The 23,034-nt window shown below is 42.1% G+C and carries 21 protein-coding genes; 7 read left to right on the forward strand and 14 right to left on the reverse strand.

Annotated features, from left to right (window positions below):
* Positions 1–48 precede the first annotated feature (48 nt).
* Positions 49–1,458 carry an MFS transporter gene (locus ACE2AL_RS00090; protein WP_375083812.1) on the forward strand — a complete coding sequence of 470 codons (1,410 nt, stop codon included), beginning with the start codon at positions 49–51 and terminating at the stop codon, positions 1,456–1,458.
* A gap of 34 nt (positions 1,459–1,492) precedes the next feature.
* Here the strand turns inward: ACE2AL_RS00090 and ACE2AL_RS00095 are convergent, their stop codons facing one another.
* On the reverse strand, positions 1,493–2,992 hold the full coding sequence (locus ACE2AL_RS00095; RefSeq protein WP_375083813.1) for an MFS transporter: 1,500 nt from the start codon (positions 2,990–2,992) through the stop codon (positions 1,493–1,495).
* Between the two features lie 94 nt (positions 2,993–3,086).
* Between ACE2AL_RS00095 and ACE2AL_RS00100 the strand changes: the two genes are divergently transcribed.
* The 6 genes from ACE2AL_RS00100 (at position 3,087) to ACE2AL_RS00125 (ending at position 9,444) form a co-directional block, all read left to right on the forward strand.
* Positions 3,087–3,626, forward strand: coding sequence for a TetR/AcrR family transcriptional regulator (locus ACE2AL_RS00100; protein ID WP_272539767.1), 540 nt, complete (start codon positions 3,087–3,089; stop codon positions 3,624–3,626).
* Between the two features lie 81 nt (positions 3,627–3,707).
* Positions 3,708–4,262, forward strand: coding sequence for a hypothetical protein (locus tag ACE2AL_RS00105; protein WP_272574335.1), 555 nt, complete (start codon positions 3,708–3,710; stop codon positions 4,260–4,262).
* Between the two features lie 84 nt (positions 4,263–4,346).
* Complete coding sequence (locus ACE2AL_RS00110; RefSeq protein WP_272539769.1) at positions 4,347–5,189, forward strand: AraC family transcriptional regulator; 843 nt, start codon at positions 4,347–4,349, stop codon at positions 5,187–5,189.
* A gap of 135 nt (positions 5,190–5,324) precedes the next feature.
* Positions 5,325–7,469, forward strand: coding sequence for a TonB-dependent siderophore receptor (locus ACE2AL_RS00115; protein ID WP_272574336.1), 2,145 nt, complete (start codon positions 5,325–5,327; stop codon positions 7,467–7,469).
* Positions 7,470–7,474: 5 nt separating this feature from the next.
* A complete protein-coding gene (locus ACE2AL_RS00120; RefSeq protein WP_371007468.1) occupies positions 7,475–8,341 on the forward strand; it encodes a PepSY domain-containing protein in 867 nt (288 codons plus the stop codon).
* Positions 8,341–9,444 carry an ABC transporter substrate-binding protein gene (locus ACE2AL_RS00125; protein WP_375083814.1) on the forward strand — a complete coding sequence of 368 codons (1,104 nt, stop codon included), beginning with the start codon at positions 8,341–8,343 and terminating at the stop codon, positions 9,442–9,444. Before ACE2AL_RS00120 ends, ACE2AL_RS00125 begins: the two co-directional genes overlap by 1 nt.
* 73 nt (positions 9,445–9,517) lie before the next feature.
* On the opposite strand, the gene ACE2AL_RS00130 is transcribed toward ACE2AL_RS00125, so the two are convergent.
* From ACE2AL_RS00130 to atpI, 13 genes are all read right to left on the reverse strand, one after another.
* On the reverse strand, positions 9,518–10,684 hold the full coding sequence (locus ACE2AL_RS00130) for a hypothetical protein (RefSeq protein WP_375083815.1): 1,167 nt from the start codon (positions 10,682–10,684) through the stop codon (positions 9,518–9,520).
* Positions 10,685–10,846: 162 nt separating this feature from the next.
* Entirely contained in the window at positions 10,847–12,145 is a 1,299-nt protein-coding gene (locus ACE2AL_RS00135; RefSeq protein WP_206085545.1) for an SLC13 family permease, read from the reverse strand.
* Positions 12,146–12,420: 275 nt separating this feature from the next.
* Positions 12,421–14,253, reverse strand: a complete 1,833-nt coding sequence (gene glmS / locus ACE2AL_RS00140) for a glutamine--fructose-6-phosphate transaminase (isomerizing) (protein WP_272574338.1) — start codon at positions 14,251–14,253, stop codon at positions 12,421–12,423.
* 195 nt (positions 14,254–14,448) lie between these two features.
* The gene (gene glmU, locus ACE2AL_RS00145) at positions 14,449–15,819 is read right to left on the reverse strand and encodes a bifunctional UDP-N-acetylglucosamine diphosphorylase/glucosamine-1-phosphate N-acetyltransferase GlmU (RefSeq protein WP_206085541.1); all 1,371 of its coding nucleotides are present in this window, start codon (positions 15,817–15,819) and stop codon (positions 14,449–14,451) included.
* 126 nt (positions 15,820–15,945) lie between these two features.
* The gene (locus ACE2AL_RS00150; protein WP_042846797.1) at positions 15,946–16,371 is read right to left on the reverse strand and encodes a F0F1 ATP synthase subunit epsilon; all 426 of its coding nucleotides are present in this window, start codon (positions 16,369–16,371) and stop codon (positions 15,946–15,948) included.
* 21 nt (positions 16,372–16,392) lie between these two features.
* Positions 16,393–17,775 carry a F0F1 ATP synthase subunit beta gene (atpD, locus tag ACE2AL_RS00155; protein ID WP_206085533.1) on the reverse strand — a complete coding sequence of 461 codons (1,383 nt, stop codon included), beginning with the start codon at positions 17,773–17,775 and terminating at the stop codon, positions 16,393–16,395.
* A gap of 34 nt (positions 17,776–17,809) precedes the next feature.
* Complete coding sequence (gene atpG, locus ACE2AL_RS00160; protein ID WP_004906741.1) at positions 17,810–18,673, reverse strand: F0F1 ATP synthase subunit gamma; 864 nt, start codon at positions 18,671–18,673, stop codon at positions 17,810–17,812.
* A gap of 52 nt (positions 18,674–18,725) precedes the next feature.
* Positions 18,726–20,267, reverse strand: coding sequence for a F0F1 ATP synthase subunit alpha (atpA, locus tag ACE2AL_RS00165; RefSeq protein ID WP_206085531.1), 1,542 nt, complete (start codon positions 20,265–20,267; stop codon positions 18,726–18,728).
* A 14-nt stretch (positions 20,268–20,281) separates the two neighbouring features.
* Positions 20,282–20,815: a F0F1 ATP synthase subunit delta gene (atpH, locus tag ACE2AL_RS00170; protein ID WP_206085529.1), complete on the reverse strand. Its 534-nt coding sequence runs from the start codon at positions 20,813–20,815 to the stop codon at positions 20,282–20,284.
* Positions 20,816–20,827: 12 nt separating this feature from the next.
* Positions 20,828–21,298, reverse strand: a complete 471-nt coding sequence (atpF, locus tag ACE2AL_RS00175) for a F0F1 ATP synthase subunit B (protein WP_004906301.1) — start codon at positions 21,296–21,298, stop codon at positions 20,828–20,830.
* Between the two features lie 44 nt (positions 21,299–21,342).
* Positions 21,343–21,582: a F0F1 ATP synthase subunit C gene (atpE, locus tag ACE2AL_RS00180; protein ID WP_004093904.1), complete on the reverse strand. Its 240-nt coding sequence runs from the start codon at positions 21,580–21,582 to the stop codon at positions 21,343–21,345.
* A 47-nt stretch (positions 21,583–21,629) separates the two neighbouring features.
* Positions 21,630–22,448, reverse strand: a complete 819-nt coding sequence (gene atpB, locus ACE2AL_RS00185; RefSeq protein WP_042846803.1) for a F0F1 ATP synthase subunit A — start codon at positions 22,446–22,448, stop codon at positions 21,630–21,632.
* A gap of 33 nt (positions 22,449–22,481) precedes the next feature.
* Positions 22,482–22,859 carry a F0F1 ATP synthase subunit I gene (gene atpI / locus ACE2AL_RS00190; protein ID WP_206085521.1) on the reverse strand — a complete coding sequence of 126 codons (378 nt, stop codon included), beginning with the start codon at positions 22,857–22,859 and terminating at the stop codon, positions 22,482–22,484.
* Positions 22,860–23,034: the final 175 nt, after the last annotated feature.

Here is a 23,034-nt window from a genome sequence, read left to right on the forward strand (position 1 = left end):
ACTTGGATAATACCTCTTTTTTCCCTATTCCGTCTAGCGGGTCTCTCTATGAGCAATGAAACATCGACCTTACCACAGGCTAAGTGGGCTGATTTACTCAGCGGCACCAATGCATTACTGACTATTGCCCTTACTGGGGGCGTTGCACTACATGCTATCAATATTTATATCGTCACCACAATCTTACCCAGTGTCGTTAATGATATCGGCGGCCTCGAATATTATGCATGGAATACCACGTTATTTGTAGCTACCTCGATTGTCGGATCCGCACTTTCAAGCAAAGTGCTCGACCACTTTGGGCCAAAGTTGGCGTATTTAATCGCCCTCACCCTCTTTTCACTGGGCTCCATTTGGTGTGCAGCCTCCCCCTCAATGTTGGTGTTATTGGGAGGACGTGCATTGCAAGGGCTCGGTGGGGGAATTTTATTTGCACTCAGTTATGCCTTAATCCGCATCGTCTTTACCGAAAACTTATGGTCTCGGGCCATGGGGGTGGTCTCTGGGATGTGGGGGATTGCGACATTATGCGGCCCTGCCATTGGCGGAATTTTCGCACAAGGTGGCCACTGGCGCTGGGCATTTTGGGCGTTACTTCCTGTTGCAGTATTCCTTGTTATTATCGTTATTAATCAATTACCTAAAAAACAAACTCAAACACCACAAAATAATAAAATACCCTTCTTGGCAATTTCATTATTAGTCATTTCAGTACTCGCCATTTCCATAGGTAGCCTGTCTGACAAACTATTGATAAACCTTATCGGTTTAGCTATCGGTATTGCCTTGCTAGTCACGATGGCACGTTTAGACGGTAAAAATGGAAAGCGGTTGTTACCAACAGGCGCTTATTCGCTGAAAAATCCACTTGGTGTCATTTTCTTAACCATGTGTTTACTCGTTGGCGGTATGACAACTGAAATTTATGTGCCTTATTTCCTACAAACTATCCATCAGTTCTCACCTTTGTCAGCTGGATATTTAACCGCAATCATGGCGGCAGGCTGGACTATTGGTGCGTTATTTAGCGCCAATAAAACAGGCCCAATTGTTGTGAAGATAATTAGAACGGGTCCAATCATCATATTTATCTCTCTGATTGTGTTAGCTGTTTTAACGCATAATCAGCAACTTATTGAGTCTCTACCGCTATTTATTGTGTATTTAGTCGCAATGGCGGGTGTGGGACTCGGGATTGGTGTGTGTTGGCCTCACCTAGTTCTGCGCGTTTTCAATGCCGCACCAGAAGGTGAGGAAAATTTAGCCTCTTCATCCATCATTACAATCCAGTTGTATGCAACTGCCCTTTCTGCTGCTTTGGTTGGTGTGGTTGTGAATAATAGTGGCTTAATGAACCCTGGAGGAATTGTGGGTGCACAACAAGCATCAATTTGGTTGTTTGCGTTATTCGCTCTTAGCCCTCTTTTAGCTATCTTTTTGATTCGTAAAGTGAAGTAAAAAAGAAGGGAGCCTATTGCTCCCTCTTTACTAATTAATAGGCTGATGACGTTTTTTTTGACCTCAAGAATGCAGGCAAAACGATAATACTGATTAACAAAACAAATATTGTTGCGACCATCACCGCTAAAAATGCATGGTCAAAAGCAATATTTGCCTGACTGACCAATAGACTAGCTTTATCTTGTGGTAATTTTTCTGCGACTAATAATGCCTCATCAATGCTGTCATACACTTTATCACTAACCGCTATACCTTCTGGTAGAGAGAGCTTTAACGTATAAATAGCGCTCATCAGCCCACCCATAAATGTCACGCCAAGTACACTACCTATTTCGTAAGCAACCTCTTCAATTGAAGCTGCCATACCTGCTTTTTCATCAGGCGCGTTTAACATCACCGTAGTCGAAGCCGTCGTAAAAATAGCACCTAAACCAAAACCTATCAAAAAGAGGAATGAAAGTAACAAAACACCTGCTGAGGTTTGGTACACCATCGTTAAACCAACAACACCGACTAATGTACAAATAAAACCAAAAAGGGTCAGTTTTACCTCACCAAATTTATGCAGATACATACCCGCCAATGGTGCCGCTATCACAGAAGCCAGTGGAATAGGAATGATATACAACGCGGCGACAAATGGGCTATAACCTAAAACAAGCTGTAAACGCTGGCTAAGTAATAATTCAACCCCAACAATAACCACGATGGATAAAATAGCCATCATGATGCCTGCGCTGAATTTCGGTTGTTTTAATAATGCAAAATCAATCATTGGTGATTCTGACACCATCTGCCGGCGTTTGAATACCACCAAAAAGAAAGCCCCGATCCCCCCTGCAACCACTACATTCATCCAATCAATATAAGGTTTACCAAGCTCTTTTAATGCATAAATTGAACTAATTAAGCCAACCAGCACTAAAACAGAGCCTAAAATATCGATTTTTTTATTACTTTGCCCACCACATTGCGGGATCAAGAAATACGCAAAAGGGATAACTAATAACACAACGGGAACATTAATCAGGAAAACAGACCCCCACCAAAAGTGGTTAAGTAAAATTCCGCCAATTAAAGGGCCTATCGCTGCACCTCCTGATGCTACAGCGGACCATATGCCAATCGCCAATGCCCTTTCTTTTGGGTCTATAAAGACGTGCCTAACAATGGCAAGCGTTGCAGGCATACTGACAGCTGCGCCAACAGCAAGAAAACCACGCGATAAAATTAAGCTGGTTGCTGTGGGTGAAAATGCCGCACACAAAGAGGCAATACCAAATAGTGGCAGCCCTAATAAAAACATCCGCTTATGGCCGACTTTGTCACTCAACATCCCCGCAGCAGGCAATAACCCAGCCACTACCAGCGGGTAAGCATTCATAATCCACAGCTTTTCAGATGATGTCGCCCCTAAATCGTGCGTTAATTTAGGTAATGCGGTATAAAGCACCGTGACATCAATAACGATAAGAAACAACACACTTGAAACTAATAGAAGCACTATCCAGCGCTTATAATCGGTTAACATAACATTCTCTCAATGAGTTTATTTGATCATCATTTATTGGTGATCGTGCTATAATATAAATCCATACGTACGTATTGAAAAGAGGTTTTCCTAAATGGGACGTCAACGAACTATCGACAGAGAAAAGCTACTTGATGCTGCTGAAGATATTGTTATTCATCAAGGTGCTGCGGCTCTGACGATCGATGCGGTTGCGAAAGCGATGGGCATCTCCAAAGGGGGCGTTCAATACTGTTTTGGCAACAAAGATGCTTTAATCGATGCCATGTTTGAGCGATGGGGGCAGTCTTATGATGAAATTTTTAATCAAGCGATAGAGCGAGATAACTCCCCAGAAGGGCAAGTTTTGGCACACATGCAAGCCACCCACCAGCACGATAAAATCGCCATGGCAAAAGGCGCTTCATTGATGGCATCACTACTGCAAACCCCTGAATACCTCGAAAGCACCCGTATTTGGTATCGGGAACGCATTGAAAACCTCGACACATCAACAGAAAAAGGTAAATTAGCTCGCATTGTGTTTCTGGCAACGGAAGGGGCTTTTATGTTGCGCTATATGGGGTTAATGGAAATCGATGATAATGAATGGCAGTCTATATTTAGTGATATGGAAAATTTATTAAAAAGTTAGCCTTAGTCTCTTTTTTTGATATCAAAAATAATCTCTATTTAATAACTTAATAAAAATAGATAATAATGGAGATTATAGAAAATGATAGAAAAAAAACCAAACTCATATATACAAAATAATATATTCAATAGAAATTTTAACTCATACAAATCATTCGCCTACAATATAAAAGAGAAACCTTTTAACACAAACAACACGGCTACATTACTAAATAAATTTGAAAACATTATCAAATCCAATGAGGATAATAAAAATTATCTACAAACAAAAAACAACATAATTAAAAAAGAGAAAACCCTAGAAAAACCAATTGAAAATATCGATATATTCAAAAAAGACTTATTAAATAAAAACCTTTATTTAATTTATAGCTCACCTAATTCAAAAAAAATAACACTCATCCATAATCATAACGAAAATAGAATCAACACAACAAATGCTATATTTATTAATATGTTTGATTTATTAAAAAATGAACCTGATGGTTCCATTTGCAAAATCAATAATTTTATTATTAAAATTCCTAATAAAAACGTCAACTTATCTAATTGTGATAGCCGATTTACAGACGATGTCACATTAAAAAATGGCAAAAAAATACTCATATCGATAGGTAACACTCTATGCCATCAGTAAACATTAGACGTTTATTTGTAGTGATGATAATAATTATCAGTTAGAATCACTATTCACGACGTCGATATCCCAAAGGTTGGTGGAATGCAAAACAACCAAGTCACAACATTACTTCCCAATAGCAACTCTTTCTTTTTTCGGGGAAAAATGACCCCAGAAGCGGGAAAATGGGTCAGTGAGCCTTTGTGGAAAGGGGTCAAACTCGTCTTAATGATGAATGGTGAGCTTGAATGCCAGCCCGATAATAAAAAAACAGTTTCGTTATCGGGCGCTTCATTATGTATTATCGCCAATCAACACGACCATGAAAGCCAACAGCGCTTTTTACAAGCGGAAGACGTGCGTTATGTCTCTGTGTGCTTATCTGAACACTTACTCGATTCTTTTCACATTAAACAACCCGAGTTGCTACTTGCTGCCAAAAATCAAGGGCCACAATTACTTTCTAAACACGCAGGTAATGTCCTCACTGCGTTAGGAAATCAAATACTGAACAGCCCTCTCAGTGGCGCACTTGGAGACATGTATTTAACAGGCAAAATACTCGAACTTTGTGCTCATTCATTTGAACATATCCAACAAAGCCACCAATCTATTCATCATCCAAAACTTAGCAGCCATGACATAAGCAAACTCAATGAAGCCAAGGCGTTGATTTTATCCGATTTAGCGCAACCGCCAAATTTATACCAACTTAGCCGACTCTCAGGGCTCAACATTCGTAAACTCAATTTTGGATTTAAACAACTGTTTGGCTCTTCCATTGCGCCATTTATTCAAGAACAACGCCTCCAGTTAGCTTACCGCCTATTATCAACTGGCGCAGAACAAGTTTCGACTATTGCATGGAAAGTCGGTTACTCCCCAGCACACCTTTCAACAGCCTTTCGTAAACGATTTGGTTTTTCACCTAAAACATTATGTTGATTATTAATCAATCCAATCAATAGGATATTTATATTCACAAATAAATAGTCTGAATATCCAAAGCGACGCGAATACCAGAAAAGTGTAAATGAGATACATTCTCGTTTTATCTTTCTTGCTAGGGTTTGCGTCTCAATGAAAAATTATCTGTATTCACCTATTTATCTTACTGTTATTTCATTAATTTTTTCGTCTGCTGCCTATTCAAAAGAAAACAATCAAGCCAAAAACGAGAAAATTGTTGTCACCGCATCCCCAGTACAATCCCCAACAGGGGAAGTAGAGGGGTATGTGGCAACACGCAGTACCAGCGCAACAAAAACCAATACTGCGTTAATTGAAACGCCGCAAGCCATCAGTGTTGTCACACGCGACGAAATGAGCGCTCACAACGCGCAATCAGTGGGTGAAGCGTTACGTTATACCTCAGGTGTACTACAAACCAACGGAGCGGCATCATCACGTTTCGATAGTTTAAATATCCGTGGTTTTAATGCATCCAGCACAGGGATGTTAAGGGATGGTTTACGCAGTACCACCGCGCAAGCATGGCCTAAAGTAGAACCTTATGGCTTAGAGCGAGTTGATGTGATTCGGGGCCCTTCGTCCGTTTTATATGGCCAAAACTCGCCAGGTGGGATTGTTAACCAAATCACTAAGCGGCCTTTGTACCAGCCACTTCATGAAATTGAAGTACAAGGTGGCAACTTTGACCGCCGCCAGCTACAAGGGGACTTTAGTGGGCCAATTGATGGTAGCGACAAATATTTTTATCGCCTAACAGGTCTTGTACGTAAAAGTGATACGCAAATAAAACACATCAAAGACGATAAAGTCTATATCGCCCCAGCCTTTACTTGGTTACCGAATGACAATACGACATTCACGGTATTAGCCGATTACAGTCATGATAAGTTTGGTGCCCCGCGCCCTTTCTTACCGTTGAATGGCACGCTGCTTCCTAATCCTAATGGTAAGGTGAACCCCAATGTTTTCCTCGATGAGCCTGGGTTAAAAAATGATAGGACACAAGCATCTCTGGGCTATCAATTAGATACTGATTTTAACGAGACCTTTTCGGCTCACTCAGGCGCACGTTTTAGCCATACCGATTTAAATACCAATATCGCACAGGGGATGTATCTTTCCCCCGATATGAAAACGTTAAACCGTGTGGCTTACCATTTTCGCATTAAAGGCGATGTTCTGAGTTTAGACAACAACTTACAGGCTAACTGGTGGATAGATAACATCGAAATGACCTCACTTACTGGTGTGGATTATCGTCATACTCGTGAAGACTATATTTTGATGACCGGAAAGGCGAGCTCAATCGATATTTACAACCCAAGCTACGGCGGTGATTACGGCCCCGTCAATAATATGATGTCCAATACACTACAAACTAGCGACCAAGTGGGCATTTATGCACAACAGCAAGCGAAATTTGATAACGGCGTGATCTTGGTCTTAAGCGGGAGAGAAGATTGGTCGAATAGCAAAACACACAATCGAAAAAGTGAAGCATCTACCGAGCAGCGGGATAGCAAATTTACCTACCGTACAGCCGCTATGTATGTCACTGACTTTGGGTTAGCCCCTTATGTAAGCTATTCCACTTCATTTAACCCACAACTTGGGGTTAATTTTTATGGCAATAACTATAAGCCGATTACTGCTAAACAAATGGAGGCAGGGCTGAAATATCAGCCAGAAGGCAGCAACACTAACCTCACTTTAGCGGTGTTTGAACTGAAGCAACAAAACATGCTCACCGCCGATCCTGAAAATAATTTAAATAGCTTACAAACTGGAGAAGTTCGCTCCAGAGGCGTTGAATTACAGGGGGTTTACTCACCATTTGATGGGCTAAATTTAACCGCGGCTTACACTTATAACCAATTAGAAAATACCAAAACCAATAATGCCGCAGAAAAAGGTAAGCGCCCAACAGGCTTACCCGAACACACTGCCTCTGCATGGGCCGATTACACCCTACAGAGTGGGCAACTTCAAGGCCTGGGCTTCGGTGCAGGTGTTCGTTATACTGGCTCATCCCCTGTAAATAACGATGACACCATTTCCAATCCATCAAATACCCTCTTCGATGCCGCTGCACATTATGATTTAGGTGGGATCAATTCCAACCTGAATAACTGGCGAGTGGGGGTGAACGTCAACAATATTACCAATAAACAATATTATACCAGTTGTTCAATGGGTGGATGTTCTGTTGGCTTTGATAGAACCGTGATTGCCTCATTACGGTACCGTTGGTGATCGTGATGGCTAAGCAATCTTCACGTCAATATTGGCTAAAAATCCATTTATGGCTCGGCTTAGTGATCGGTTTTTTCATTGCTATTTTAGGCATTTCTGGGTCGCTACTATTACTGAAGAAGCCTATTTTAGAATGGGAAATTGGCCAACATGTGTTGTATGCCACGCCGCATACACAAGGGGCATTGCTGTCGTCAGACATTTGGCGACAGCAAGCGACAAATAGCTATCCACAGCTCAATAAAGTAATGGGAGTTGCACCACCGAACAGTGGCTTTATTCCTGCAACGAATGCGATGGTGTTTGGCTCTGTTACCCCATCGAATAAACTGGGTATCGCCTTTATTGACCCAATCAATGCAGATGCAAAAGGGTTTGTTATTTTTGATGATTTACTCTTTGCCAAAGTGGTTTCATTACACCGTTTGCTGCTATTACCTCCTGACATAGGAAGCTGGTTGGTATTAACTTGTGGCGTAGTGTTGATCGTATCAATAGTGAGTGGTGCCCTATTATGGTGGCCAAGGAAAAACGTATTTTCCATGTTAGTGCATTGGAAAAAAGGCCTAAAAAATGGGGCAAAATGGCGTCAATGGCACTATTTCTTTGCTATCTATTTTACTCTCCCACTTTTTATTATTGCCTTCAGCGGTATGCTTCTAGCCCGCCCCGATTTATTCACTTCATTAATTTCAGCCCAAGAAATCAAAGGTTTGGTTTCAACTCTCCATAGCGAAATTGGACTGGGTTTCTTTGGGCTGCTTATTGTGTTTTTTTCCGGCTTTTTATTGCCCTTTCTGTATATCAGTGGCGTGGTGATTTGGTGGAAAAAACGGCGCTCTTCTGCGCTATCGGTTAACAGGATAACATAATGAAATTATTACTTTCTTTACTCTCATTCGGTCTCTTTTCATTTTCAATCTACAGCCAAGCAGTAACTGTGACTGATATTACTGGCCGGCAAGTGCAAGTTCCTGATCACGTTCAGCGCATTTTGCTGGGGGAAGGACGGATGATTTACCCCCTTTCCATTTTAGAAAAAGAAGCACCGTTCCAACGAATAATTGGGTGGCAAGGGGATTTTCGCGATTTAGATGTGCAAGGTTATGCCGCTTACAAGGCCGTGTTTAAACAAATTGATGATATTCCGACTGTCGGCGGTGGCTCAGAAGATACATTCAGTATCGAGAAAGCCTTAGCCCTGCAACCTGATTTAGTTATTTTACCGCTAACCGGTGGACATGGCCCCGGAGCTGGCAGTGAAGCCGCCCGTTTATTAGAATCCGCAGGGATTGCAGTGATCCATGTGGATTTTAGCCAGCACCCTATCAAACACACCCAGCTGAGTATGAAAATACTCGGTCAAGCCATTGGAAAAGAAGCTCAAGCGAATCAGTTTAATGCCTATTACCAACAAAAAATGGATGAAATTATTGCACGCATTCCAACCAATATAGAGACAAAAAATAAGCCAACGATTTTTGTGGATTATCTTCCCGGCTTACAAGAATGTTGCGGCTCACCAGGAAAAGGCAGCATGACGGATATGATAAACCTTGCTGGTGGTATCGCAATTGGTGAAAAAATTATTCCTGGGGCAATTGGTAAACTCAACCCAGAGTTTATTTTGGCAAGCCAACCCGATGTATATGTCGCAACTGGCGTTTTCCCTGAAGGTAAAGCAGGAGTCACCGTCGGCTATTCCGCCACAGAACAAGCTGCACAATCGAGTTTAAAAGCCATTTCGATGCGCAAGCCTATTGGGCAATTACGGGCTGTCGAACAAGGGCGAGTACATGGCTTATGGCATATTTTCTATGATTCACCTGAAAATATTATCGCCTTTCAATCATTAGCTAAATGGTTGCACCCAGAGTTGTTTAACGATATTGACCCTGAAGCTACCCGCAAAGAAATGTACCAACAATTTATGCCAATCCCCGCGACTGGGGTATTTTCCTTGACGTTGAAATAACATTTTATTTGGGTGAGTCAGTTATAGAAACTCATAGCCGACTCACCATTTAAAAAGATGCTGTTTGTGCCACTTAAGGCGCTGAAAAAATACCTCTTTTATCCTCAATTATAATTTGATTCAACGGTTTATGAATTCCACCATCATCCGTATGCAAAATAAATACAAATAAAATCTGACAAAGTACTGATTGAGGATAATCTCTAGGCCGGTATTTTGAATATATCTGCCACCCATTTGCAGAGTACCTTTCATACATTCTTTTCATTGCATCAACAACAGAATTAGCCGCTTGCCCCTTATTGATTTTAGTCGATTTTTTTTGGTGATAGATAAAGGCATCCGTAACCGTCTTAGTGATAATATGAAAAACTTGCCCAACAGATATACTTTCTAGTAAATTAACTATGTTTTTCGTTGTTTTTTCACCAATTTGAAAAGAAGTAAATCCGTATTCAGACATTTCATTATTAAGATAAAAAAAACACTCATATAAATTATTTTCTTTGCATAGATTGATTAAAATTTCTTTATTTATATTTATAAAATAAATATCTGATAATTTATCTTCCAATAAATCAATTATAACTGATAAGTTATCTGTTTCCGCGACAATAACCTCCCAACACATTGATATTTTATTAAAGTGAATATCATCTTCACTCACCGTTAACCGTTTTAAATTCGTTGCTGAGCTAATAGCCAGTACACCTTCAGCATAGAGTTTTTCAATAATATACCTATCAAATTCACAACTCGGCGTCAGTTTTTTACACTTCTGACTTTCAATACTTTCTAAATACATTAGGTTTTCATCTGCACTATGGCGTATCAGCGCAAGCAAATAAACACAGTTTTCAAATGAAATATCATTGATACTTATTGCTTTTTCTTTTTTACAAAGCATCATCATATCAATGTACTCTATCTTTTCGAGTCGTTCCTTTTCATTTTCAATACGAATACAATCAATGCATATATGTTCTAAATGACTTAAATGACTAAAGTGGCTTCTATCTTTTAGTGGTTCCATTTCGCCACAGGAAACACATTTTAGTTTTAAACAATAGGCTTTACAGCTTTTAGCAACTATTGCTTTTATTTCTTTCGTTTTTAACTGTGTTTTTTCTTCTAATTTAAGCATTGAATATGAAAAACGACCATTTTCATTAACTTGCCAATATAACTGACAAAAAGATTCATATTCTTTATCAATTACATCAATAAATATAATTTCCATATTTTATTTCCTTATTTTTTTAATTTTATATTAAAAAAAACAAAAAATAGAAGCTATATTTTTAGATAATAAAAAAGGTCCATTACGATAAAATAATGAACCTTTGACTAACGCAATATGGTAAGGCAACAATTGCAAATAAAATCCCCTTTTTGGGTAAAACTAAGAAGGGATCACTCCCAGCAATCTAAACCAAAAATAATCCAGAGGAACTAACAAGAGGAAAGTCAGTATAAATAATATAATACATAATCTAACGCCATCCATTAATGGTACTTTGCCCATCCCCATAGCCACAACAATGGGTGATGCCTGATAAGGCAACAATGGCGTTGAATAACCAATAACTTGTACCATCAGTACGGCAATCATGGGTAACTCAGTTGCAGTGGAGAGAGATTCAGCCAGCGGTGTATATAATGCAGGAACACCATTAGCCGTTACGACAAAGTTTAACCCGCTGGTCAACCCAACTAAGCTACCAAAATCTACAAATGGGCTATTAGGGTCCAATGGCAATAATTTTTGAAGGTAAGTACCTACTACCATTCCGACATTTGAATAACTCACTAAGGTTGCTAGGCTTAAAATCCCCGCTACATAAATACAGGTGCGAATATTTACCGCTTGAACAAATTCATCATTGGTCACAAACCCCACTTTCGGTAGCAAACATAAACATGCCGCCACTAAACCGACCCATGCAGGAGAAACACCATGAGTGGTATCTGTTATCCAGAAAAGTAAGGTTATTGCCAAAAGAAGGCCTAATTTTTTCTCATTACGGCTCATCGGCGGTAATTTTTTTTGTTCAGTCATCGGCTGTAATTTGGCAGGAAATAGAAAATAGATACTCAGAACAACTAAAAGACCTTTGATTAGCCCCAAAATAGGCATATGGAGAAATAGGTAGTTTAGATAAGATAGCTTTATTCCATAGGTGGTTTCTATTGCACCAGCCATCACTAAATTCGGTACGTTAGCAGGTAGTATCGTGGCTGAAAGTTGGAATGTACCAAACCCGACAGCTAACGCTAACCCTATACGGCCTCGGCTACCACTTTCTAATCTGACTTTATCGGCTATCGCCATCACAATCGGCATCAATAGTGCAATCCGCCCCATGTTCGATGGCATGATAAAAGCCAACCCATAAGCAAGGAGCACCACACCTGTGATCAGCTTTAACCATGAACTCGTAAAACGCCCTGAGATATGTTGAGCAATACGCTCTGCCAGTCCAACTTTATTAATCGCAAAGCCAAGGATAAAACCACTTAACACAAGCCAAAAAGCTTCTGAAGTGAACCCTGAAAAAATCACATTGGTCGGGGCTAAATGTAAACATGCTGCTGCGGCTAAAAACAGTAATGCTACCAAGTATTCAGGGAGTTTCCCTGTTGCCCAAAACCCAATTGTAATTGCGATAACAACCGCACTCAGCCATTCTATCTCTGCCATCCACGTCGCCTTCTATTGGTTTTTATTATTGTTCAAAAAGATGATTTGATATGCACTCAATTTTATTTTTAATCCACCAAAAATAGAATATGCAGACCAATGAAATAACAACAGCAAGTGACGAATTTATGAAGTTTTTTTTATGCGTTAGAGTGGAGAAAAACTCGTCGTTTCTAAAAATATTTCCTGAAAATTACGACTTATATTAATAAAAAGCCGATATAACCTAATTAATTATAGTTATACCGGCTGCAATCTAAATGAGTTGATGCTGATTATTCAACCGTCACTGATTTCGCTAGGTTACGTGGTTGGTCAACGTCTGTTCCTTTGATTAATGCAACATGGTAAGACAACAGTTGCAGTGGAACAGTGTAGAAAATCGGTGCGATCAATTCTTCAACATGTGGCAGCGAAACAATTTTCATGTTTTCACTTGCGACAAAACCAGCGTCTTGGTCAGCGAACACATACAGTAGACCGCCACGAGCACGTACTTCTTCAATATTGGATTTCAGTTTTTCCAATAATTCATTGTTAGGTGCGATGATGATAACTGGCATATCTGCATCAATTAACGCTAATGGGCCGTGTTTTAATTCACCCGCGGCATAAGCTTCAGCGTGGATGTATGAAATCTCTTTTAATTTCAATGCCCCTTCAACTGCGATAGGGAATTGATCGCCACGACCTAAAAACAAGGCATGGTGTTTATCAGAGAAATCTTCGGCTAACGCTTCAATGACTTTATCTTGTGACAGCATGCTTTCTATACGCGCAGGGAGCGCATGTAATGCATGAGAAATACTTTCTTCTAACTCAGGGTTTGCGCCTTTTAAACGGCCCATGTACGCCACTAACATCAGTAAAACAGTTAATTGGGTAGTGAACGCTTTGGTTGATGCCACACCAATTTCTGCCCCTGCTTTTGTCATCAGTGCAAATTCAGACTCACGCACCAATGAAGAACCCGCGACGTTACAAACAGCTAACGAGGTCAAGTAGCCTAACTCTTTTGATAAACGCAGCGCAGCCAATGTATCTGCAGTTTCACCTGATTGGGACAACGTTATCATCAAGCTATTTTTGCGATGCGCTGGGTTACGGTAACGATACTCTGAAGCAATCTCCACATCACATGGGATACCCGCTAAGGATTCAAACCAGTAACGTGCAACCATCCCTGCGTTGTAAGAAGTTCCACAAGCAACAATTTGAATGTGCTCAACTTGGGAAAGAATTTCGTTCGCTTTCGGGCCTAACTCGCTTAAATCGATACCGTTGTCTTTATCAAAACGCCCTTCAAGGGTGTTTTTAATGGCCATCGGCTGTTCATAAATTTCTTTCTGCATGTAATGGCGATACACGCCTTTATCGCCTGCATCATATTGAACGTTCGATTCAATTTGTTCGCGCTCAACTGGCGCACCGCTATTATCAAAGATACGAACAGTACGACGAGTGACTTCAGCAACATCCCCTTCTTCAAGGTAGATGAAACGGCGAGTCACGGGTAACAGCGCCAGTTGGTCAGAAGCTAAGAAGTTTTCGCCGACACCCAGACCGATAACCAATGGGCTACCAGAGCGTGCAGCGACTAATAATTCAGGAATACGGCTATCCATAATCACGGTACCGTAAGCGCCGCGTAACTGAGGGATAACACGTTGAACCACTTCCACCAACGTGCCACCTTTTTGTTGTTCATGATGAACAAGGTGTGCAATCACTTCAGTGTCAGTTTCTGAACTAAAGACATAACCCTGTTTTTTCAGTTCGTCTTTGAGTTCTAAATAGTTTTCAATAATACCGTTGTGAACAACAGCAATATAACCAGACGTATGCGGATGCGCATTACGTTCACTTGGAATACCATGTGTCGCCCAACGGGTATGTGCAATCCCCGTTCCGCCAGATACTGGGTTTTTCTCTGCTTCTTCCGCCAGCATTTGCACTTTGCCCACTTCACGTAAGCGTTGTAAATGACCTTCGTGGTCAACAACAGCCATACCCGCTGAGTCATAACCACGATATTCAAGACGACGAAGACCTTCTAACAGAATTTCTGCAATATCACGTTGTGCAACAGCACCTACAATTCCACACATATTTTATTTATTCCTAGACAAAAGGTTCCTTTCTTTAGAAACCTTCATTTGTCGTAACCTAATTGCTTTTCAGCTTTCGCTGTTCCCCAGCCTTGTAGAAAATGGGGAGATATTTTTATGCCACCTTAGGTAGCTATTTTATAATTTACTACTTTTTATATTCAAAGGGGCAATCGGCCCCTTATCAAAATTCACTTATTTTTTCTTTACTGGACGCTGCCAGTTTTTAATGTGCATTTGCTTAACGCGGCTGACCACTAATTCGTCTTCGTTAACATCTCGAGTGACTGTCGTGCCAGCACCAATGGTGGCGCCTTTTGCTACCGAAACAGGGGCAACTAATTGAGTATCAGAGCCGACAAACACATCATCACCAATAATGGTTTTATGTTTATTCGCGCCATCATAGTTGCATGTGATGGTTCCTGCGCCGATATTCACGTTATCACCAATTTGCGCATCGCCAAGGTAACTTAAATGCCCCGCTTTTGAGCCTAAACCTAAAGTGGCATTTTTCATTTCAACGAAATTACCCACATGCGCTTTAGCCGCTAATTTAGCACCAGGACGCAAACGAGCAAAAGGACCAACCGTACATTCTGATGATAATTCAGAGTTTTCTATGACTGAATACGGGCTAATCACTGAGTTATCACCAATAACGCAGTTCCTTAAAATACAACCAGATTGAATTTGTACGTTGTTACCAAGCGTCACATTCCCTTCGATAATGACATTGGTATCGATAATAATGTCACGCCCATGGGTCAATGTGCCGCGTATATCAAAACGCTCAGGGTCGATTAGCATCACCCCCGCAAGTAACAATTTTTCTGCTTGTTCTTTCTGGTAAACACGCTCAAGTGCAGCTAGTTGCAGACGGTTATTAACCCCTTCCATTTCACTTAAACGGCTTGGGTGAACGGTCGCTACTTTATTACCTTCTTTATGAGCAAGAGCAATAATATCCGTTATGTAGTATTCGCCTTGCGCATTATCGTTGTTCAATTGAGCCAACCAACGTTTGAAATCTTTACCGCTTGCAACCATGATCCCAGTGTTAATCTCTTGGATTTTACGTTGCTCTTCAGTCGCATCTTTTTGCTCAATGATTCCGACAACTTCATTATTTTCACGGATGATACGGCCATAACCTGTTGGGTTATCTAAAATCACGGTCAATAAGCCAATGCCGCCTTGGGGCTTAACTTCAATCAGGCGATCTAACGTGTCTTTCGCAATCAAAGGCACATCGCCATATAACATGACGATATCTTCATCATCTTGGAAACTTGGTGCCGCCTGTTGCATTGCATGCCCAGTACCGAGCTGTTCTGCTTGCAGAACCCAATTTAAATTCTGCTCACCCAGTTTTTCTTTCAGTAAATCACCGCCATGCCCGTATACCAGATGGATATCTGATGCACCGATTGATTTTGCAGTATCAATTACGTGCTGAACCATTGGTTTGCCCGCAAGTAAATGCAAAACTTTAGGCAAATCTGAATACATCCGTGTGCCTTTACCGGCAGCTAAAATTACGACACTTTTTCTTTGCACAGTCATTTTTCCTGAAACTCCAACTTTGGGATGAAAGTAAACCTATTTCCTATCTAAAATACTACATATTTCGCTCAAATAAAAAAGCCAGTTAGGATTAACCAACTGGCTTTTTTTACTATACCGCTATCATTACATTAGCTTTTTAGTTAACTCGATGACTCGAAGTTTCGCTATTGCTTTTGCAAGTTCTGCCGATGCCTGAGCATAATCAACATCGCCGTGTGCTTTACGGACGTGTTCTTCCGCTTTGCGTTTAGACTCCACTGCACGAGCTTCGTCTAAATCTTTACCACGGATCGCTGTATCAGCGAGTACGATAACACCGTTTGGTTGAACTTCTAAAATACCGCCAGAGAGGTAAATTAGTTCTTCTTCACCAAACTGCTTGGTAATACGTACCATGCCCGGTTTTATGGCAGTCAGCAGCGGGGTATGCTGTGGATAAATCCCCAGCTCACCTTCACTACCTGTCACCTGAATTTTCTGTACTAGGCCTTCAAACATTTGTTTTTCAGCACTCACTACAGTCAGGTGGTATGTCATTGCAGCTACCATATCAACCTCCTGTCAGCTGGATTAAAGCTTTTTCGCTTTTTCCACAGCTTCTTCAATGGTACCAACCATATAGAACGCTTGTTCTGGCAGGTGGTCGTAATCACCGTTCAGGATACCGCCGAAGCCACGAATAGTGTCTTTCAGGGAAACGAACTTACCTGGTGAACCGGTAAATACTTCAGCAACGAAGAATGGTTGAGACAGGAAGCGCTGGATCTTACGAGCACGAGCAACAACCAGTTTGTCTTCTTCAGACAGTTCATCCATACCCAGAATTGCAATGATATCTTTCAGTTCTTGGTAACGTTGCAGAATAGACTGAACGCCACGTGCAACATCATAGTGCTCTTGACCAACGACGAGTGGGTCTAACTGACGGCTAGTAGAATCCAGAGGGTCAACCGCTGGGTAGATACCCAGAGATGCGATTTGACGGCTCAGAACTACCGTTGCGTCTAAGTGAGCAAAGGTTGTTGCTGGTGATGGGTCAGTCAAGTCATCCGCAGGAACGTAAACCGCTTGTACGGAAGTGATAGAACCCGTTTGAGTTGAGGTAATACGTTCTTGCAGAACACCCATCTCTTCCGCCAGCGTTGGCTGATAACCTACCGCTGATGGCATACGACCTAACAGTGCTGATACTTCAGTACCTGCTAAGGTGTAACGATAAATGTTGTCAACGAACAGCAGTACGTCACGACCTTCGTCACGGAATTTCTCAGCCATAGTCAGACCAGTCAACGCAACGCGCAGACGGTTTCCTGGTGGCTCATTCATCTGGCCATAAACCAGTGATACTTTATCCAGAACGTTTGAGTCGGTCATTTCATGATAGAAGTCGTTCCCTTCACGAGTACGCTCACCAACACCCGCGAACACTGAGTAACCTGAGTGCTCAATCGCGATGTTACGGATCAGTTCCATCATGTTTACTGTTTTACCAACACCCGCACCACCGAACAGACCAACTTTACCACCTTTTGCGAATGGACAGATTAAGTCCATTACTTTGATACCGGTTTCCAGCAGTTCTGTTGAGTTAGCTAACTCTTCGTAGCTTGGTGCTGCACGGTGAATTGACCAGCGCTCTTCTTCGCCGATATCACCTTTCATATCAATAGGCTGACCCAGAACGTTCATGATACGTCCTAAAGTTGCTTTACCTACTGGTACTTCGATTGGGTGCTCTAAGTTTACTACTTGTAAACCACGGCTCAGGCCATCAGATGTACCCATTGCGATACAACGGACAACACCACCGCCTAACTGTTGTTGAACTTCCAACACCAGTTTTTCTTTACCGTTAACAACCTCAAGAGCGTCGTACACTTTTGGTACGTCATCTTGAGGGAACTCGACGTCCACAACGGCGCCGATTACCTGGATAATCTTTCCAGTAGCCATCTTGAATCCTCTACGTAATTCGTAAACCTAGCTGTTAAACCGCGGAAGCACCCGAAACGATTTCGGTAAGCTCCTGAGTAATGCTGGCCTGACGAGCTTTGTTGTAAACCAACTGCAACTCTTTGATCAGGTTTCCACCATTATCAGTAGCGGCTTTCATCGCTACCATTCGTGCGGCCTGCTCACTAGCCAGGTTTTCAACGACGCCCTGATAAACCTGCGACTCGATATAACGACGTAGCAGGGTATCCAGCAACGCCTTAGGATCGGGTTCGTATATATAATCCCAAGACTTCTTCTTCAATGTTTCGTCATTGCTTGCAGGCAATGGCAGTAATTGAAGAATAGTTGGCTCCTGAGACATTGTATTGATGAACTTGTTAGTCACCACATACAGTTTATCCAAACGCCCTTCATCATAGGCTTGTAGCATAGTGTTAACTGGACCAATCAAATCCGAAAGCGTTGGGTTATCCCCCATTCCGGTGACTTGTGTTACGACGTTACCGCCCACAGAACCGAAGAATGAAACCGCTTTAGAACCGATTAAAGCCAAATCAACCTGAACGTTTTTCTCAGACCATGACTTCATGTCCGCTAGTAGCTTTTTGAACAAGTTAATGTTCAAGCCACCACACAGACCACGGTCTGTTGAAACAACCAGATACCCGACACGCTTAACTTCACGCTCTTCGAGATATGGGTGTTTATATTCCAGATTACCTAACGCTAGGTGACCAATCACACTGCGCATGGTTTCTGCATAAGGACGGCTGGCCGCCATGCGTTCCTGCGTTTTACGCATTTTGGACGCAGCGACCATTTCCATCGCTTTAGTGATCTTTTGTGTATTTTGTACACTTCCGATCTTGGAACGTATCTCTTTTGCGCCGGCCATTTCTGCTTCTCCTTATTAACCAGACGGCCCTAAAAATTCGGGCCGAATAGTATTACCAGGACTGAGTTGCTTTAAATGATTCGAGCAGTTTTTTCAACTTGCCTTCGATATCATCGTTATAGCTACCAGCCGGGCCAATTTCGTTCATAAGGTCAGCATGCTCGCGCTGTGCAAAAGAAACTAAAGCAGCTTCAAACGCACCAATTTTCGCTAACTCAACATCATCCAAGAATCCACGTTCTGCCGCGAACAGAGACAGTGCCTGCTCTGCTACTGACATCGGTGCATACTGTTTCTGTTTCAGCAGTTCAGTGACTTTTTGACCATGACTTAACTGTTTACGAGTCGCGTCATCGAGGTCGGAAGCAAACTGAGCAAACGCTGCAAGTTCACGATACTGAGCAAGTGCAGTACGGATACCACCAGACAGTTTCTTAATGATTTTAGTCTGAGCAGCACCACCAACACGAGATACTGAAATACCTGGGTTAACCGCTGGACGAATACCAGAGTTAAACAGGTTAGATTCCAGGAAGATCTGACCATCTGTAATCGAAATTACGTTTGTTGGTACGAATGCAGAAACGTCACCAGCTTGGGTTTCAATGATAGGCAGAGCCGTCAGTGAACCTGTTTGGCCTTTAACTTCACCTTTCGTAAAGTTTTCTACGTATTCAGCGTTAACGCGAGCAGCACGCTCAAGTAAACGTGAGTGCAGATAGAAAACGTCACCAGGGTAAGCTTCACGTCCTGGTGGACGACGTAACAACAGTGAAATTTGACGGTATGCAACAGCCTGTTTAGACAGGTCATCGTATACGATCAGTGCGTCTTCACCGCGGTCACGGAAATATTCACCCATCGCGCAACCAGCATATGGTGCTAAGTATTGCAGAGCAGCTGATTCAGATGCTGTAGCAACAACAACGATAGTGTTTTGCAGTGCGCCGTGCTCTTCCAGTTTACGAACTACGTTAGAAACAGTAGACGCTTTCTGGCCGATAGCCACGTACACACATTTGATACCTGAGTCGCGTTGGTTGATGATCGCATCGATTGCCAAAGCAGTTTTACCTGTTTGACGGTCACCGATGACAAGCTCACGCTGACCACGACCAATTGGAATCATCGCATCGACTGATTTATAACCAGTCTGTACAGGTTGATCAACGGATTGACGATCGATAACGCCTGGTGCAATAACTTCTACAGGTGAGAAGCCATCGTTATCAACAGGACCTTTACCATCAATTGGTTGACCCAGTGTATTCACAACACGTCCTAACAGGCCACGGCCTACTGGAACTTCAAGAATACGACCAGTACATTTAACTTTCATGCCTTCTGCCAAGTCGGCATAAGGACCCATGACAACCGCACCAACAGAGTCACGCTCTAAGTTCAATGCGATAGCGTAACGGTTGCCAGGCAGTGCGATCATCTCACCCTGCATGACTTCGGCTAAACCGTGAATACGAATGATACCGTCGTTAACGGATACAATCGTACCTTCATTGTGAGCTTCACTCACAACATCGAACTGAGCAATACGCTGTTTGATCAGTTCGCTGATTTCGGTGGAATTCAGTTGCATATGCTCCAGTCCCCTTAAGACTGCAAGACGTCAGTTAAACGCTCTAAGCGACCGCGGATACTCCCGTCAATAACGAGGTCTCCAGCACGAATGATCACTCCAGCAATAACAGACTTATCAATTTTGCAATTCAGCTTAACTTTGCGTGACAGACGTTTTTCCATCGCTGCAGAAATTTTAGCTGACTGCTGTTCGCTCAGTTCGTTAGCAGAGATGACATCAACCTCAATGGTTGATTCCAAAGCATCGCGCAATTGAATAAATTGAGCTAATACTTCTGGTAGCGTCGTTAAACGCCCGTTGTCTGCCATCACACGAATCAGATTCTGAACATGCTCGTCAATTTCATCTCCACAAACAGAGATAAACGTTTTAGCTAATGTTTCTGGTGCAATAGAACCAGAAAGCAGCTCACCAACCTGTTCATTGCGCGTCACCAGTGAGGTGAAGGCCAGCATATTCTGCCATTTTTCGACAGCTTGGTTTTCCACAGCAAAGTCAAAAGCTGCTTTGGCGTAGGGGCGAGCTACAGTAGCGATTTCAGACATGCCCCTCCCTCCTTACAGTTCAGCGACTAGTTTATCAACGATGTCGCTGTTAGCAGCTTCATCCACGGAACGTTCGATGATCTTCTCGGCACCTGCGATAGCAAGCATCGCAACCTGTTTACGTAACTCTTCACGTGCACGTTTACGCTCAGCATCAATTTCAGCTTGCGCTTGTGCGACGATTTTTGCACGTTCTGCTTCTGCTTCTGCTTTTGCTTCATCAATCATTTGAACACGCTGTTTGTTCGCTTGTTCAATGATGACTTGAGCTTCAGCTTTCGCTTTTTTCAGTCGGTCGGTTGCGTCGGTTTGCGCCAGTTCCAGGTTCTTTTTAGCACGTTCTGCAGAAGATAAGCCGTCAGCAATTTCTTTTTGACGTTTTTCAATGGCCGCCATAATCGGTGGCCATACATACTTCATACAGAACCAAACAAACAGGACAAACGCGATAGCCTGGCCGAGGATTGTTGCATTTAGATTCACAGACAATACCTCTTATTCATTAGTGAATTAATGTTCTACGTTAATTAGGCAACAGCGAACATTACATACAAGCCCAGACCAACAGCAATCATCGGAATAGCATCGACCAGACCCATTACGATAAAGAACTGTGTACGCAGCAGAGGAATTAAATCTGGCTGACGAGCAGCACCTTCTAAAAATTTACCACCTAGGATGCCGATACCGATCGCAGCACCGATCGCCGCTAAGCCCATCATCACAGCGGCAGCCATGTACAGCAGATCCATACTCAGGTTTTCCATGACAGTCTCCAGTTTGTTTCAGTTAATACAATTATTGATTAATAAAATTAGTGCTCTTCAGATGCCATCGACAGATAGACAACAGTCAGAACCATAAAAATAAAGGCTTGTAGCGTAATAATCAGTATGTGGAAGATAGCCCAAGGTAGGCTTAACAACCACTGTGACCACCACGGAAGCAGAGCCGCGATAAGAATAAAGATCAATTCACCTGCATACATGTTACCAAACAGTCGCAGACCGAGTGATACAGGTTTTGACAGCAGGCTTACCCCTTCAAGAATCAAGTTGACTGGAATAAAGACAGGATGATTAAAAGGCTGCATTGTGAGCTCTTTAGTAAATCCGCCAATTCCTTTCATCTTGATGCTGTAAAAGAGGATTAGGATAAACACACCAATTGCCATCGATAGAGTGACACTAACATCTGCGGTTGGTACTGCACGTAGTGCAGGTAACCCGAGATAATGCTCAGCAATATACGGAAGGAAATCAATTGGGAGTAAATCCATCAGGTTCATTAAGAATACCCAGACGAACACCGTTAATGCTAAAGGAGCAATAACTTTGCTCTTACCGTGATACATATCACGGACTGAGTTATCAACGAAACCAATGATCAGTTCTATTGCAGTCTGTAACTTACCGGGTACGCCACTAGTCGCATTGGCTGCAACTCTTCTAAATAGCCACAGGAACAGAGCCCCGAGAACTACTGAGAAAAAAAGCGAGTCAATGTTCAACGTCCAAAATGTTGGACTAGCGTGGGGATCGACCAACTTAAAGGTACTCAGGTCCAACTGAAGGTTTCTCAGATGGTGGCCTATGTAATCCTCTGTAGTCATCACTTCTCCTGATGCAGACATGATGCCTCTTACCCTTTTGTAGTTTAAAAATACTTACCGTTTAAAAACGGCTGGTGCAACAATCTGAACAATTAGCACCGCTAAATAGGTCAAACCCAGTGGTGTTAATGACGCTTTGAACACACCGAAAGCAACAACTAAAACAACGATAGTTGTAACAACCTTTAGCCCTGCTCCTAATGCTAAGAACCAGGCAATGCGGACAGGTTCATCCTCTTCTTTTGCTTTCTGAAATTGTGCTAGCAGCATAAATACGATATTTGGTAACCAGCATGCTAACCCACCAGCAAGAGCAGAGGCCCCCCATTCTATACTATTTGCACAGAAAGCCCCACTGAGGATCACTAAAGTTATAAACTGAACAGACAACTGCTTTACAGCATGCTTGTTGTCATAAAGGGATACAGACATAACTTTTTGTATACTCCCAGCTCTTCTCAGCCTCAGAAACGCTAAGTGTTGTATAAAACTGCCTTTGCGTAAATGTGTCAAGAGACAAAAACGTGCAAATTATACGGGCAGGCGAAATGAATTCAATCAGTAAGTAGCGAAAAGGTGAATAAATATTTAATTTTTTCGAGTCAGC

This window comes from Providencia xihuensis (assembly GCF_041953405.1).
Lineage (GTDB): Bacteria > Pseudomonadota > Gammaproteobacteria > Enterobacterales > Enterobacteriaceae > Providencia > Providencia vermicola.